Source organism: Nocardia sp. NPDC058658, from assembly GCF_042716665.1.
Lineage (GTDB): Bacteria > Actinomycetota > Actinomycetes > Mycobacteriales > Mycobacteriaceae > Nocardia.
This window is the reverse complement of sequence record NZ_JBHXRR010000014.1, coordinates 93,586-109,216: the sequence shown is the minus strand read 5'-3', so window position 1 is coordinate 109,216 and position 15,631 is coordinate 93,586. Positions and strand designations below refer to the sequence as shown.

11 protein-coding genes are annotated in these 15,631 nt (G+C 66.4%); 10 read left to right on the top strand and 1 reads right to left on the bottom strand.

The genetic code is table 11. From position 1 onward, the window contains the following. The first annotated feature begins 66 nt into the window (after window positions 1-66). The 10 genes from serS (at window position 67) to ACFWUP_RS20275 (ending at window position 14,029) form a co-directional block, all read left to right on the top strand. Window positions 67-1,323: a serine--tRNA ligase gene (serS, locus tag ACFWUP_RS20320; RefSeq protein ID WP_379236461.1), complete on the top strand. Its 1,257-nt coding sequence runs from the start codon at window positions 67-69 to the stop codon at window positions 1,321-1,323. A 73-nt stretch (window positions 1,324-1,396) separates the two neighbouring features. Continuing rightward, complete coding sequence (locus tag ACFWUP_RS20315; RefSeq protein ID WP_379236459.1) at window positions 1,397-3,229, top strand: putative bifunctional diguanylate cyclase/phosphodiesterase; 1,833 nt, start codon at window positions 1,397-1,399, stop codon at window positions 3,227-3,229. Continuing rightward, window positions 3,226-3,459, top strand: coding sequence for a type II toxin-antitoxin system Phd/YefM family antitoxin (locus ACFWUP_RS20310; protein WP_379236457.1), 234 nt, complete (start codon window positions 3,226-3,228; stop codon window positions 3,457-3,459). Before ACFWUP_RS20315 ends, ACFWUP_RS20310 begins: the two co-directional genes overlap by 4 nt. 110 nt (window positions 3,460-3,569) lie before the next feature. After that, a complete protein-coding gene (locus ACFWUP_RS20305; protein ID WP_379236455.1) occupies window positions 3,570-4,856 on the top strand; it encodes an MFS transporter in 1,287 nt (428 codons plus the stop codon). A 34-nt stretch (window positions 4,857-4,890) separates the two neighbouring features. Continuing rightward, complete coding sequence (locus ACFWUP_RS20300; RefSeq protein WP_379236453.1) at window positions 4,891-6,828, top strand: serine/threonine-protein kinase; 1,938 nt, start codon at window positions 4,891-4,893, stop codon at window positions 6,826-6,828. 84 nt (window positions 6,829-6,912) lie between these two features. Next, window positions 6,913-8,094 carry a hypothetical protein gene (locus ACFWUP_RS20295; RefSeq protein ID WP_379236451.1) on the top strand — a complete coding sequence of 394 codons (1,182 nt, stop codon included), beginning with the start codon at window positions 6,913-6,915 and terminating at the stop codon, window positions 8,092-8,094. A 6-nt stretch (window positions 8,095-8,100) separates the two neighbouring features. After that, complete coding sequence (locus tag ACFWUP_RS20290) at window positions 8,101-9,966, top strand: serine/threonine-protein kinase (protein ID WP_379236449.1); 1,866 nt, start codon at window positions 8,101-8,103, stop codon at window positions 9,964-9,966. Beyond that, on the top strand, window positions 9,963-11,861 hold the full coding sequence (locus ACFWUP_RS20285; protein ID WP_379236447.1) for a protein kinase: 1,899 nt from the start codon (window positions 9,963-9,965) through the stop codon (window positions 11,859-11,861). The genes ACFWUP_RS20290 and ACFWUP_RS20285 overlap by 4 nt, the downstream gene beginning before the upstream one ends. A gap of 63 nt (window positions 11,862-11,924) precedes the next feature. Continuing rightward, complete coding sequence (locus ACFWUP_RS20280) at window positions 11,925-12,872, top strand: DMT family transporter (RefSeq protein ID WP_379236445.1); 948 nt, start codon at window positions 11,925-11,927, stop codon at window positions 12,870-12,872. Window positions 12,873-12,985: 113 nt separating this feature from the next. Then, a complete protein-coding gene (locus ACFWUP_RS20275) occupies window positions 12,986-14,029 on the top strand; it encodes a Gfo/Idh/MocA family oxidoreductase (protein ID WP_379236443.1) in 1,044 nt (347 codons plus the stop codon). A 52-nt stretch (window positions 14,030-14,081) separates the two neighbouring features. Here ACFWUP_RS20275 and ACFWUP_RS20270 read toward each other — a convergent pair whose 3' ends face one another. Beyond that, the gene (locus tag ACFWUP_RS20270; protein ID WP_379236441.1) at window positions 14,082-15,617 is read right to left on the bottom strand and encodes a Rieske 2Fe-2S domain-containing protein; all 1,536 of its coding nucleotides are present in this window, start codon (window positions 15,615-15,617) and stop codon (window positions 14,082-14,084) included. Between the last annotated feature and the right edge of the window lie 14 nt (window positions 15,618-15,631).

Genomic DNA, 15,631 nt, shown 5'->3' with positions numbered 1-15,631 from the left:
CCTGTGCTGCCCGATTGGCATAGGCCGAAAGATTAAGGGTTGCGTAAACAACTAGGCTTGATTCTCATGATCGACCTCCGATTCCTGCGCGAGAACCCGGAAGCCGTCCGTGCCTCGCAGCGGACCCGCGGTGAGGACCCCGCGCTCGTCGACGCCCTGCTCGAAGCCGACGCCGCGCGCCGGGCCGCCGTGGCCACCGCCGACAACCTGCGTGCCGAACACAAGGCCATGGGCAAGGTGATCGGCAAGGCGAGCAAAGAGGAGCGCCCCGCGCTGCTCGCCGCCGCCTCCGACATGTCCGCCAAGGTCAAAGAGGCCGAACTGGCCCAGAGCGCGGCCGACGCCGACCTCGACGCCGCCCAGCGCGCGATCTCCAATGTCGTGCAGGAGGGCGCGCCCGCCGGTGGCGAGGACGATTACATCGTGCTCGAAACCGTCGGCACCCCACCGGTTTTCGACTTCGAGCCCAAGGACCACCTCGAGCTCGGCGAGTCGCTGCACCTGATCGACATGGAACGCGGCGCCAAGGTGTCGGGTTCGCGGTTCTACTTCATGACCGGCTATGGCGCGCTGCTGCAGCTGGGTCTGTTGCAGCTGGCCGCCCAGAAGGCCGTGGCCAACGGCTTCACCATGATGATCCCGCCGGTACTCGTGCGCCCGGAGATCATGGCGGGCACCGGTTTCCTCGGCCAGCACGCGGCCGAGGTCTACCACCTCGACGAAGACGACCTCTACCTCGTCGGTACCTCGGAGGTGCCGCTGGCCGGCTACCACGCCGACGAGATCCTCGACCTGAGCGAGGGCCCGAAGCGCTACGCCGGCTGGTCGTCGTGCTTCCGCCGCGAGGCCGGTAGCTACGGCAAGGACACCCGCGGCATCATCCGCGTGCACCAGTTCGACAAGGTGGAGATGTTCGTCTACACCACCCCTGACCAGGCCGAAGCCGAACATCAGCGGCTACTGGCGTGGGAGCGCGAGATGCTCGCCGCGATCGAGGTGCCCTACCGGGTGATCGACGTGGCCGGCGGCGATCTCGGTAGCTCGGCGGCGCGCAAGTTCGACTGCGAGGCCTGGGTGCCCACCCAGCAGACCTACCGCGAGCTCAGCTCCACCTCCAACTGCACCACCTTCCAGGCACGCAGGCTGTCGGTCCGCTACCGCGACGAGAACGGAAAGGCGCAGGTGGCAGCCACGTTGAACGGCACGCTGGCCACCACGCGCTGGATCGTGGCGATCCTGGAGAACCACCAGCAGGCCGATGGTTCGGTGCGGGTGCCCGCCGCACTGGTCCCGTTCGTCGGCACCGAGGTGCTGAAGCCGTAAGCTCACAGTTTGCTGGCACCACATTTGTGGATGTAGCAAACACCCTGACCCATCAACATCTAGGCTGGTGCTCGTGCGAGGAATCGGGGCGCGCGGCGATACCCGAACCCGGGTGCGGGCGGCATCGGCGTTGGCGACGGCAAAGGTCATGGCCAGGACAACGGGGGCGTTCTACGTCCTCGGCGGTGTCCTCGGCCTGATGATCACTGCCGTCGCACCGGGTAACGACGGTAACCGCACCGTGGTGGGCACCGCGGCCGCTATCTCCGTGCTGCTCGGACTCACGCTGCTCGTCTGGGGCCCGCGCATGCCGCACGCCCTGCACCACGCCTACCTGGCCACCGCGACCGTGCTCGTCGCGATCGCCGTCTACGACTTCCCCAATCTCGTCGGCGGCATCACCCTGGCCTCGTTCTTCGTGTTCGTCGCCTGCGATGCCGCGCTGTTCTTCGCCTGGTCCAGGGCCGCCGCGCACATCGGTTTCGCGATGGTGCTGTGTCTGCTGGTATTGCCGATGCGCGGGTTGCCGTGGTGGTCCGGGCTGATTCCCGCCGGTGTCACCTTCGGCGCGGGCGTGTGCGTCGGCGTGCTCACCAGGCTGGCGCAGGAAGCCGATATCGACGTACTCACCGGCCTGCTGAATCGGCGCGGTTTCGAGAAACAGCTCAATCCGGCGATCGATGCGGCCGGTCGCGGGGGCCCGGGCATGGCCCTGGTCCTGGTCGACCTCGACCGATTCCAGAAAATCAACGACCACCTCGGCCACCGCGCGGGCGACGCCGTCCTGCAGCGCGTCGCCGACACCTGGCTCGACCTGCTCGCCCCCGGCCAGGTGCTGGCTCGTTTCGGCGGCGACGTGTTCGCGTTGCTGTTGCCCGGCACCACCGAGCAGGCCGCGATCCTGCTCACCGAACAACTGCGCGCCGCCGTGACCATGGGCTGTTCGGCGGGCGTCACCTCCTGGCAGCCGGGCGAATCCGGATCGCTGCTGGTCAGCCGCGCCGATGTGGGCCTGTACCGGGCCAAGCAGGCGGGCCGCAACCGCACGGTCCTCGAATCCTCGCGTCAGCTTCCCCTCGCGGTCGAACTGCGCGAGGCCATCGACCGCGGGGCTCTGGACGTGCACTACCAGCCGATCGTGAGCCTCACCGAGGACGGCGGCCAGGCGGTCGGCGTCGAAGCGCTGCTGCGCTGGTCGTCGAGCGCGCAACCCGAGGTCACCACCGAGGGCCTGATCCGCGTCGCCGAGGAATACGACCTCATCTCCGACCTGGACGAGCTGGTCCTTCGCCGCGCCTGCGCCGACGCCGCCCGCCTCCAGGAGAGCTTCGCCTCGCTCAATCTGACGCTCAACGTGAACGTCTCCGGCCTCGAACTGGCCGAAACCGAATACGCCGAACGCGTCGCGACCATCCTGTCCGACACCGGTTGGCCCGCCGACCAGCTCGTCCTCGAGGTCACCGAAAGCGAACTCGCCGCCGAATCCCAGACCGCGATCACCAACCTGCACACCCTGCGCGAGCGTGGCGTGCGCATCGCCATCGACGATTTCGGCACCGGCTACTCCTCCCTGAGCCGCCTGGCCACCATCCCCAGCGACATCCTCAAGGTCGACCAGTCCTTCGTCGCCGCCATCCGCTCCGATTCCCCCGCCCCACCCCTGCTCAGCGTCATCGCCGCCCTCAGCAAATCCCTGGACCTCCAGGTCATCGCCGAAGGCGTAGAAACCGAATACCAGGCCGCCGTCCTCACCGAACTCGGCTTCGCCCTGGCCCAGGGCTACCACTACAGCGACTCCCACCCCGTCGCCGACCTCATCAACGACCTCAACGAGGGCCGCCCTCTGGCGAGCACCACCGACGAAGACGATTCCCTGGCCGCCAACGGCTGGATCCCACTCGGATGAGGCAGATCAGCCACGCAGAAGCTCGGGCTACTTTGGCGAGTGTGCTCGACGCCGTGGTTGATGACCACGACGAGGTCGTCGTCACCCGTGTCGGCCACGAGCCCGCTGTCGTGGTGTCAGCGCGCGCGTATAAAGCGTTGAAGGAGACCGTGCATCTGCTCGGGACGCCCTCGAACGCACGCCATCTCGAGCGTGGGCTGGCAGAGTTCGCCCGCATGTCCGGCTCTTGATCAGCGCAAATAATCGCTTGACCCGGCCGGTTTCGGGGCGAACGATAGAGCTCATGCGAATGCTCGTCTACGGCTGTTGATCTTCACCGCTCCGACAGGCGGTTACCTGGTTGCGACGTGACCCCGTTCGCGACCTCACCGTCCGCGCTGTGCTGTTCAAGGGCACGCGTGATCTGCTGCCGATCTACGCCCTCTACGGCGTGCTGTTCGCCGATCACGGGCTGAGTACCGCGCAGATCTCCCTGTTGCTCGCACTCTGGTCGGTGACCGCCTTCGTCCTCGAGGTGCCCTCCGGCGCCTGGGCCGACACGGTCTCGCGTCGCGGGCTGCTGATCCTGAGCTGTGTGCTGCAGGCCGCGTGTTTCACGATCTGGATGCTGGCGCCTTCGTTCGCCGGTTTCGCCGTGGGCTTCGTCGTCTGGGGCATCGCAGGCGCGCTGGAATCAGGCACCTTCGAGGCCCTGATCTACGACGACCTGGTCGCCCGCGAAAAGCCGTCGGCCTACGCCTCGATCATGGGCTGGGCCCGAGGCGCCCAGGAATCCACCGTCCTGCTCGCAATCCTCGCCGCCGCCCCCCTTTTCGCCCTCGGCGGCTACGCCCTGGTCGGCTGGGTCAGCGTCGCCATCGGCGTCATCCACACCCTCGCCGCCCTCGCCCTACCGAGCGCCCCCGTCGCCATCTCCGCCACCGCCGTCGACGACCTCGACGACGACCCCGAACCGGTTGGTCCCCATGTCAAGCAGGTAGCCGTTGCACCCCAATCGAATTCGCCCTCGACAGCACACGGCACCTCGTCGCGATACCTCTCGATGCTCAAAACCGGTGTCGCCGAAGCACTCCACGTCCGCCGAGTCCGCCGAGGCGTCCTACTCGGCGCCCTCCTCTACGGCGTCACCGCCTTCGACGAATACTTCGGCCTACTCGCAGTTTCCGGCGGCGCATCCACCAGCACCACGGCACTGTTGGTCGGCGTCACCGTCGCGGGCTCGCTGACCGGTTCGCTCCTGGCAGGCCGCACCGAATCACTGTCGTCCCGCACCTTCGCGGCCGCCATGTTCCTGGCCGGAATCCTGTTCATCGCGGGCGCACTAGCCGTCGGCGCAGCCTGGATCTGGATCGGATTCATCGGCATCGGCATCGCCTACGGCATCGACTTCAACGCCGAAGTCGTCGCAGGCGCCCGCCTCCAGGACGCCATCGAGGGCCCGGCCCGAGCCACCGTCACCTCGGTCTCGGGCCTGCTCTCCGAAATCGTCGCCCTGGCCGTCTTCGCCTTCGTAGCGACGGCAACCCGATACCTGTCGATGTCGACCACGATCGCCCTGCTGGGCACGATCCTGCTCGCGACCGCCCTGCTGACCCCCACCTGGATGCCGCCGCGCCCCGCGGACTAGCAGGGTCCGGTGCTAGGTTTTGGACGCACGGCAGGTGAGCAGTACTCCTGCCGCGATGAGCGCTATCGGGGGAGTCGAAAAGTTGATCAAGGCATTGTCGGTCGACGACCCGAACATGGTGTCCCGCTACCGAATCCTCGGTGTGCTGGGTGCAGGCGGCATGGGTCGAGTACTGCTCGGCCTCGGCCCGGACGCCCGCTTCGTGGCGATCAAACAGATCCACACCCGCCTGCTCGACGACGGCGACTACCGCGCCCGATTCCACCGCGAGGTCGCGATCTCGACCCGGGTATCGGGTGCGTTCACCGCCGCGGTCGTTGACTTCGATACCGCCAGTGAAATTCCATGGCTTGCATCGGTGTTCATCGCCGGCGTGCCCCTGGACTCAGCGGTTCAGCAGTACGGCCCGCTCCCGCTCGCCAGTGTGCGAACCTTGGCCTCCGGGCTCGCTTCGGCGCTGCATTCGATTCACACAACAGGCCTGATCCACCGAGATCTCAAGCCCGCCAATGTGATTCTCGCCGCCGACGGCCCACGCGTGATCGATTTCGGCATCGCCAGAACGGTAGAAGCGGAGGAGTCGCTCACCGAGGTGGGCAGTGTGCTCGGGTCGCCGGCGTACATGTCGCCCGAGCAGGCCGCTGCCGAACCGATCACCGCCGCCGCCGACATCTTCTCCCTCGGTTCGCTGCTGTACATGGCGGCGACCGGCGTGAGCCCCTTCGCCGCCGCCTCGGCACCGTTCACCCTGTTCAATATCGTCCACACCGAGCCCGACCTCGCACCGGTTCCCGAGCAACTGCGCGAGCTCATCGCGGGCTGTCTGCGCAAAGATCCACGTGCGCGTCCGACCGCTGCTCAGATCCTGGACTATCTGGGCGTTCTCGCCATCCAGTCCAGTCCGTGGCCTGCGCCGATCCATCAGGACATCGCGACACAGGCCGCACGGCTGCGGGAGTTGACTGCCGATCCCGAACGCACCCAGATCATTCTGGCCGCACAGCCACACCGTCCGGTGCCGGTCGACCAGCCGAAACCTCGCCGCGGGCTCCTCATCGGTGTCGCGTGTGCGGTTGTCGCAGTGATTGTCGCCGCGTCCGCCGTAGTGGTGCTGATGCGTGGCGGCGCGCCCGCAGCGCCGAATGTGGCAGGCGCGGCAGCGGTTATGCCCACCTTGGCGCAACTGCGCGAAGTTGATGCGTGTGCGTGGTTGCGACAAGCGCTGGGCCCGGTACTGCCCGAATCGGTCGCCAAGGGTGTTCGCCGCGAAACCGACTCGTGGACGTGGAGGACAACATCGTCATGGGGGTGTGACGGTAGCTCGGGGTCGGGTCGGATGACCGTCGAGATAGGCCGGTCTCTCCCGGGTTTCACGTCGACGCAGCGCACAGTCGCCCAACTGGACCTACTCAGACGTGGTCGCGACTGTGCGTTCGCCGTTGCCGGAAGCGAGCCCGCGACGTGGGGGATCAGTGTCGACACCGGTGTGGCGGTCGACTGCTCACTGGCCGAATACACCGTCGATCGCCTTGTCGCGGCACTGCCATCTCTTGTCGTGGATCCCGCCGCCGCGCGCTCGCTGGCATCGGTCGACCCCTGCGCCCTCGTGACCGAAGAGGAAGTCAGGGCTGCCGGTTCGTCGGGGCCGGGTGTGCCGACAGCGCACGGTTGTTCGTGGAGCGGACCCGGTCGGGTCAAGGTGGAACTCGGTCGGCCGGATGACCTCGATACTGGCACGGTTACCTCCAGCGATGCCGTCGACATCGGCGGCGGCACGGTGGTCTACAACAAAGACATCTATCAGGACGCCGACAACCGAGGTTGTTCCAGCATCTATCGGTTCCGTGCAGTCGATGCGCAGTTCCACGAGGCGGTCACTGTGCAGGTATTCGGCGCCCAGCCCGAGAAGAAGCGATGCCCGGCGGGAGAGGCGATTGTCGCGGCATTGATCCCCCGGCTACCGCAGCGGTAGCAGTCTCCGGCACGGGATGCTAACTTTCGCAACAGGTTTGACATGACCGGTCACAGTTTGCGGCCGGGTCTAGGGGGAATGATCGTGCGGTTCAGGCTGCATCGCGTAGCGGTGCTGTCACTTCTCGTGGTCGGTTTACCGATCGGGTGTGGTGACGCACCAGTCGGGCCCGACCACGGCAGTTACTCGACAGTCCCCATTCCGGCCGATTACGACGAGGGACCGAGCAGGGCTCGCGGAATCCTGGTGGAGTCGCTGCGACTCGGTGAGCGCATCAGCTTCGGCGACCGAATAGATCCCGACCTGACGTCGACGGGCGGCGGTGGGGTGATGGGCGATCATCGCGGCCTGGTGCCCGGCATGAATTCCCTGTCCGGCGTCCAGAGCAATGTGGCGAGCAAGCTCGGCGTCCACGCATCGTTCGGTGCGATCGCGGACAACGGTCGGTCCGACACCAAGGACGAGAAGTTCGTCTCGATTTCACTGCTCGCCTTTGCGAGCGAGGACATCGCACGAACTGCGGCAGCCGACATGGCCCGCGCGGATTTCGAGCAGGGCGCCGACAACGCACCGATCGTGCTGCCGGATTACCCTGCGGCACTGAGCCATTGGCGACCGTCGGTGCCGACCGTGGGCAGTTGGCTCACGTGGAAGAATTTGGTCGTCCGCGTCTACGCCAAGGTGCTCGAGCCGCGAGCCGAGCTCCTGGCCGACGTGTTGACCAAGACCTATCGAACCCAACTCGCCGACCTGGAAGGGTTCGTCCCCACCGCCGAGCCGGATCTGCCGAATCTGCGTATCGACCCCGACAAGCTGCTCACCCGAATCGTGCAGACCGCCGAACCTGAACTCGATGGCGATACCGGAGCCGACACCTTCTCGGTCTATGGTCCGCGCGCCTTCGCCTTGCTGTCGGATCGCCCGTCCACATTCTTTGCGACCCTGCGTGCTGCCTCGGTGTCGCAGATCGCGGTGGCACACAACAAATACCTGCGTCGCACGGCCAGCGCTGATGCGGCAACAGCAGAGGCTGCCCGACTGGTCGAAGAAGGCGAACGCGACTATGTCGCGATCCCGGGCGAACCGTCCCTGCCCACGGTGTCGTGCGCGCAGGCGAGATTTCCGAACGAGCGCAACGTTCTCGCGAACCGCTTCAAATGCATCGTCTATCACGGCGTCGATGTGGTGGTTCTCTTCAGCTACCTGGAAGCCGACGTCCGCCACCTCGCCGCGGCTCAATACGCGCTACTCGCCCAGGATCGGTGATCGGCCATGCAACCTCGTGATCGAAAAGACCCCGAGCTACTCGGCCGGTATCGCATCCTCGCGGTGATCGGCAGCGGCGGAATGGGTCGGGTGTTTCTCGGCCAGGCGCCCGACGGTCGACTCGTCGCGGTGAAGCAGGTCCATGCCGATCTGACCGGCGACTCCGAGTTCCGGGCCAGGTTCGAAAGGGAAGTCCTCGCCAGTGGCAGGGTGACCGGTGCCTACACCGCCGGTGTCGTCGGTCATGACGTAGAGTCCGAAAAACCCTGGCTTGCTTCGGAATACATCCCTGGTCCGTCGCTGCAGGAGGTGGTGAACGACTTCGGTCGACTCACCCCGAGCGGACTCAAACTCCTGGCCATCGGGCTGGCGATGGCACTGCTGGAGATCCACCGCACCGGTTTGGTACATCGCGACCTCACACCGAGCAATGTGTTGCTCACCAACGAGGGCCCACGACTCATCGACTTCGGCATCGCCCGCGCCCTCGATGACGACATCAGCTTGACGGCTACCGGTGCGGTGATCGGCTCACCGGCCTATATGTCACCGGAACAGGCCGAATGCGGCACGCTCACCACGGCATCCGACGTGTTCTCGGCCGGTGCGGTGCTCGCGATGGCCGCGACGGGGCTCAGCCCGTTCGCGGCGGGGTCGACTCCGCAGACGCTGTACAACGTGCTCTACGTCGAGCCGGACACCAGCGCGGTGCCACAGCCGATTCGCGGCATTGTCGATGCGTGTTTGTCCAAGGATCCCGCCGAGCGCCCGACCCCGAGTGAATTGCTGGCGGCGGCACAGCAACTCGAGGTCGAACCGGTGTGGCCGGTGCGAGTGCGTCGTCGGGTCGCCGAGTACGAGCGTGATGCGACCGCGCTGGCAGCGGGCGATACCGTGCCGTCAGCGGAGCTGTCGCAGAAACCTCAGCGCGACCAACGTGCGAGGGGGATCCGGGCACTCGTGGCTGTCGCGACGGTTTCGGTGGCGATATTGATCGGTTCGATGCTCGTCGGCATCGGGGTACCGGGGAACGCGGTGGCGATGACGGATCCGCCCCTCGTGCTCACCGAACGAGAGGCGCTGCTGCTCGACACCTGTGCGCTGGTGGGACCCGAGGTGCTGGGCGACTTCGGGACATACCGGTCCACCCCCAGAGGTGTATACGAGAGCACCTGCTCGGTGAATATGACCGATCCCGCCGGACAGAAGCTGCAACTGACGATGTCCATCGGATACGGCTGGGCGTTCGACACCGCGGTCCCGACGGGGAGCACGATCGCATGGCTGCCGGTCCGAGGCACTCGGAAAGAGGGCAAGACTTGCGATCGATTCGTCGAGACTCAGGCCGGCTCGCGGCTTCCGCTGAATATGGAGGCTTCCGGACTCGCCGACAGTTGCCCGCTGGCTGAGCGCGCGTTGGCCGCGGTGATCCGCCGACTCGCGGTCAACCCGCCGCTGCGCAAGGTCGCCGCCGGTTCTCTTCAGTTGGTGAACGCCTGCGCGATCATGGACCGCGACGTCAACCTCCGCGTCGTCGGTGACCCGGCGAAGAAGAATCCCACCGGGCCCAGTAGCTGTTGGGCCACCGGGGCCAACGGAGAATTCCACTTGAACTTCCACGAACAGAGCCGCAAAGACAACAAGGTGCCGAACAGCAGTTTTCAGAAACTGGCCTCGCTCGACGGATGGGCAGGCACCATCGACGATCGGGGTGGCTGGTGTGAGTACACGCTCACGATTCGACCGACGCGAAACGATCTAGCAGAGGTTGCCAACGCTACCTACATCCCCTATTACGACTCGGCGACCGATGGCTGTGACCGCCTACGAACCCTGCTGACCCCCATCCTCGCGAAGTTACCGAAACCATGACCCCGACCAGACCGTCGTCGACCGATCCGACCCAGCTGGGGCGCTACCGCATAGTCGGCCTGCTCGACCCGCAGCCGAACTTCCGCCTGCTCTTGGCCGCCGCGCCCGACAATTCGCTCCGTGTGGTCGAGCAGTCGCTGCCACGCTTGCTCGAATTGCCGGACCTGCGACTGCGGCTGCGGCACGGCGCGGTGTCGGCCATGCGGGTCAGCGGCCCGGGTAATGCCACCGTGCTCGATGTCGACGCTGACGACGAATTGCCTTGGATGGCAAGAACATTCGTGCCGTCAGTTCGGCTCGACCGTGCTGTCGCAGATTTCGGACCGCTTCCCGTCGAAGCTGTTCGCGCGCTGGCTTCGGCGCTTGCCCACGCACTGCAAGGGGTACACGCGGCCGGACTCGTTCATCAGCGGGTACGACCCGACACCGTCGCGTTGACCAAGGACGGCATCGAGCTGGCCGGCGTCGAGGTTCTCGGGGGCACGTTGCTTGCGCCACCGGACTATTTGTCGCCCGAACAGTCCGTGCACGGTGTGCTGACAACCGCGTCGGACGTCTTCTCGCTCGGTTCGGTGCTGGCCTTTGCCGCAAGCGCCGTTGCGCCGTTCGCTGCCCCTTCGGTCCCGTACACACTGTTCAACATCGCGCAACGCGACCCCGACCTGTCCGAGGTCCCCGAATCATTGCGCGAACTGATCGCCGCGTGCCTGCGTAAGGACCCGCTCGCGCGGCCCTCTCCCGCCCAGATCATCGCCTACGTCGGTGCGCGGCAGCAGGCCTGGCCGTCGGACATCGTCGACGAGATCGACCGTACCGAACGGGCCGTGTCGGCAATGCTCGCCGCTGCTCCTGCCCCCGCTTCCGTCGAACCGGTGAACTCGGCTTCTGTCGGCTCGGCGTTCGCTGCGGCGGCCAGGTTCGGGCGCAATCGGTATGCGAGCCTGCGTGATCGGGTCGATGCGACCTCGGTGCGGACTCGTCGGGTGTTCGCGGCGGCGATCGTCGTGGCTCTCGTCGCGTCGGGAGCGCTGTGGATGTCGAGAACCGGCGACTCCGCCGCGGCCGAGCCACCGAAGGTCCTGTCGACGGCCGAGATACGCCAACTCGATTCCTGTGCGTGGCTGCGGTCGGCGATGGGAGACACCGTCGCATGGCGAGAGAAGCCGAGCCGGACCGAATCGTGGCGATTCGAGCTCGACAAGTACTGGAATTGCTCTGCGGATGAGCAACCACGGGCCTACGGCGACGCAATCCGGCTGAGCCTTGGGGTCGACCTGCGCGAAGTCCCGCCCAACCGCAGGCTGGTCGACGGCATCACCGTGCTCTCGGACGATGACGAGCACTGTCGGCGCGCGATCGCGGGTTCCGACAGCGACGGCAGAACCGGCATCCTGCTCGAGTTCGATACCGACCTGGCCAAAAAGCAAGGCTGTGCCGTCGCGGATCACGTCATCACCGAGCTCGCTCGAAGTCTCCGTACCGCACCACGTAGGCCCGATACCGCGATCTCACTGTCATCAGTCGACCCGTGCGCGCTCCTGGATCGTCCCCGAGCAAATGCGGCGGTCCCTCGATTGGCACCGGAGCCGACCACGCCGGAAAACTCGCACGAGTGCCGGTGGTACGGCAGTGCGCAAGTGACATTGCACGTCGCACGGACGTCCTTCAAGCCGACGGGAACGGTCAGCGTAGACGGCGTCACGTTGCTCACCGACGATGACCCGTCCGGTCCGGTGACGGGGTGCTCGCGAATCTACCGACACCGAACAATCGACGAAAAGCACTACGAGGCAATGGAGTTGGCGATACAGGGACCGCATGTCGACAGCGCTTCGATCTGCCGGACGGTGGAGTCGCTGATGGTGCAGGCGGTGCGGCAACTGCCCAAGCCCTGACGCACAATCCCGGCCGAAGCTGGCATGCTCACATCTGGGTTTGTCGATCGTGGTGAGGAGCGGATGATCGGGCGTCGAGGTCTCGGGCTGGTGTTCGGGTTCTGCATCGGGGCTGGTGTCGCGGTGCAGGGGCGGATCAACGGGGCGTTGGGTGCGCGGTTGGCCGATGGGATCGCCGCGGCGACCATCAGTTTCGGCACGGGGCTGATCGCCTTGTTGATCGCTTTCGCGGTCAGTCCCGCGCTGCGTGCGGGTGTCACCAAGGTGCGTAATGCCGTGTTGGACGGCAATTTGCCGCGATGGCAACTGCTCGGCGGCCTGTGCGGCGCGTTCTTCGTCGCCGCCCAAGGCCTCACGATCGCCGCGATCGGCGTCACCGCGTTCACCGTCGCGGTCGTCGCGGGCCAACTCGCCAGCAGCCTCATGGTCGACCGCCTCGGCCTCGCCCCGAACGGCCGAACCCCGGTCACCCCGTGGCGCATCGGCGCGGCCGCCCTCGGCATCACCGGGGTCGTCCTCTCGGCCGGCGGCGGTTCGGCCCCGACCGCGGCGACAACCGGGGTTCCCGATTACCTGCTCATCGTCCTACCCGCCCTCGCGGGCATCGGCCTGGCCTGGCAGCAAGCGGTCAACGGCCGGGTAGGCGCCACCGGCGGCCCCTTCACCGCCACCCTGATCAACTTCGCCGTAGGCCTGACCGCCCTGCTCCTGTTCGACCTCTACACCCTTTTCACCACCGGCCTTCCCGCCGATTTCCCGACCGATCCCTGGCTCTACACCGGCGGCCTGATCGGCGTCGCTTTCATCGCCCTGGCCGCCGTCACCGTCGGCATGACCGGCGTCCTGCTCCTCGGCCTCACCTCGGTAGCGGGCCAGCTGGTCGCCGCCGCGCTGCTCGATGCCGCAGACGGAAAGCTCTCGCTCACTGCGATAGTCAGCTGCGGCATCGTGCTCTGCGCGGTGGTCGTGGCGAGTGGCGCCGGGCGGTCGGCGCCGCCCGACCAGGCGTGAGATCGCGGTCAACGCCCATTCGTCGCGCCGCCGCCACCGTGCGCGGATACCTCGTGGGTAGATCTTCGCCAGTACGCTGACCGAACGCATCGGGCGAACGCGGGAGGTCAATAATGGACGAACTCGGAGTTGCGGTAGTCGGATACGGACTGGCCGGGTCTGTTTTCCATGCGCCGCTCATCGCGGCAGAGCCTCGGATGCGAGTTGCCGCCGTGGTGACTTCGTCGGCGGAGCGGGCCGCGCAGGCCCGTGCCGAACATCCCGGGGTGCGGGTGTGGGGGTCGGCGCAGGAGATGTTCGTCGAGGACGAGGATGTCGATCTCGCCGTGATCGCCACGCCTAATCGTTCGCATGCGCCGCTGGCGTTGCAGGCGTTGGCCGCTGGGTTGCCGGTGGTGGTGGACAAGCCGTTCGCGGTGACGGCGGCCGAGGCCGAGGAGGTAGTGGAGGCTGCCGAGCGGGCCGAGTTGCCGCTGAGTGTGTTTCAGAATCGTCGCTGGGACAACGACTTTCTGACCGTGCGGGACTTGATGGCGCGTGGGGAGCTCGGTGAGGTTCGGCGGTTCGAGTCGAGGTTCGAGCGGTGGCGGCCGGTGCCGAAGGGTGGGTGGCGTGAAGTCGGTGATGCCGAGGACGGGGCAGGGATTCTGTTCGATCTCGGCAGTCACCTGGTCGACCAGGCGCTGACCCTGTTCGGCCCGGTCACCGAGGTTTACGCCGAACTCGACCGCCGCCGCCCGGAGGTCAAAGCAGACGACGACGCCTTCATCGCACTCACCCACGCCAACGGCACCCGGTCGCAGCTGTGGATGAGTGCTGTTGCGCCGCAACTCGGTCCGCGTCTGCGTGTCCTCGGCTCCACCAACGGCTACACCGTGCACGGCCTCGACCCGCAGGAAGACGAACTCCGCGCAGGCCGCCGCCCGGACGACGGAAAACCATGGGGCACAGTCACACCCGACAAGTGGGGCACCTTCGGCGCAGGCGAGGACCTTCGCACCATTCCCACCCTCCCCGGCGACTACCCGGCCTTCTACGCCGGAATGGCAGCGGCCCTCCTCGACGGCGCCCCGGTCCCGGTCGACCCCCGCGACGCCGTGGAGACCCTGCGCATCCTCGAATACGCCCGCCACGTGGCAGAGCCCGCCGAGTCCTGAACCAAAAGGAAACGGGCGGAGCGAATATCGCCCCGCCCGTTGACGTTTCAGCTCAGAGCTTGCGCGAACGCAATTCGTGGCCCTTGGATGTCTTGCAGCGCCCCGATTCCAGATCCCACTGCCACCCGTGCAGGTTGCAGGTGAGGTTATTGCCTTCCACTACACCGAATTTGGAGAGGTCGGCCTTGAGGTGGGGGCAGCGGCGCTGGACTTCCCAGCCGTCGAGTTCGGTGACGGCGGAGTCGTCGTGGGCCTCGGAGAACCAGCCGTCGGCGTAGGCGATGCGCTCGTCGGTGAGGCATTTGAAGAAGGTGTAGAGGAATTCGTTGTAGCCGCCGATGCGCCACGCCTGGAAGCGGGTGGACAGGAAGATGGTGTTCACCCAGTCGGGCTCGTTGTCGCGCAGGACGGTGCGGACGAGTTCGGGGGCGATGCGGAAGCCGTAGCGGTAGCGGCCTTCGCCTTCGAGGGGTTCGCGCACGGTGCGGTGCGGGAAATCGAGGACGATGGTCTCGTCGCCGATCACCAGGCCGACGGGGTAGCCGATGCCGTCGCTGATCAGCGCGCTCTGCTTCATGATCGGTTCGAACAGCTCACGCAGCGGTTCCAGCAGCGAGCCCTCGCCGGTCTCCCACGACGCCTTCTCCGCGGCGAGCACCGGCGCGAAACGCTGCGCCATCTCCTCGATGTAGGCGGCCTTGTCGCCGTAGATCGTGGCCGGGTCGACCGGGTGCGCGAGGTCGAGTTCCTTGCCGCGCACATCGGCGACCGAGCCGGGGATCATCAGGATCCCGCCCGCGTTGCCGTGGATGCTCATCTGATCGAGGAACACCATCTGATCGGGGAAGATGTTGCCTTCGTCGCCGCGATCGTCGTTGAGATAGCGCAGGTCGTCGTCGAGGAACACCGGCGGACCGGCCGACGGCACCACCCAGGTCGCGCCGACCTGCTCGATGTAGGAGCGCGCACGGTCCATGCCGCGCTGACGCTTCTGCTTGCCGAAGTTGGCCTTGGTCCGCGCGGGGATGTCGTACACCGCCGGGTACCAGATCGCGCCCGAGTACTGCAGCAGGTGGATGTCGATCTCACCGAACGCGTCGTGGATGACATCCATGTCGACCGGCCGCGCGTCGTTCATGTTGAAACAGGTGGTCTCACCGTCGGAGATGAGGATGCCCGAATCGCCGATCGGACCGTCGGCGGGCGCGCGCAACGCCACGATCATGAAGTCGAACGAACCCTTGGGCCCGGTGATCGTGTGCTTGACCGAGTCCTCGGACTCGAAGAATTTGGTGAAGCCCAGCGCCTCGAGCTCACGGCGCAGGTCGAGCACCGGGTAGTCGGGCAGCAGGACGGTCGCGTCCTTGTTGACGTACTTCGCCAGGTGGGCGGCGTCGAAGTGGTCGCGGTGCAGGTGCGAGACGTAGAGGTAGTCGACATCGCCGAGGGTCTCCCAGTCGAGCTGGGAGTTGTCCGGGAACGGGAACCACGACGCGAAGTACGCGGGGTTCACCCACGGATCGCACAGGATCGTTCCGGCCTCGGTTCGGATGTGGAAGCCGGCATGTCCGACGCTGGTGATCTGCACGAGCTGTTTCCTCC

Coding starts and splice junctions, on each gene's coding strand:
- serS (WP_379236461.1), top strand. CDS start 67: ATGATCGACCTCCGATTCCTGCGCGAGAACCCGGAAGCCGTCCGTGCC.
- ACFWUP_RS20290 (WP_379236449.1), top strand. CDS start 8,101: ATGCAACCTCGTGATCGAAAAGACCCCGAGCTACTCGGCCGGTATCGC.
- ACFWUP_RS20310 (WP_379236457.1), top strand. CDS start 3,226: ATGAGGCAGATCAGCCACGCAGAAGCTCGGGCTACTTTGGCGAGTGTG.
- ACFWUP_RS20280 (WP_379236445.1), top strand. CDS start 11,925: ATGATCGGGCGTCGAGGTCTCGGGCTGGTGTTCGGGTTCTGCATCGGG.
- ACFWUP_RS20275 (WP_379236443.1), top strand. CDS start 12,986: ATGGACGAACTCGGAGTTGCGGTAGTCGGATACGGACTGGCCGGGTCT.
- ACFWUP_RS20285 (WP_379236447.1), top strand. CDS start 9,963: ATGACCCCGACCAGACCGTCGTCGACCGATCCGACCCAGCTGGGGCGC.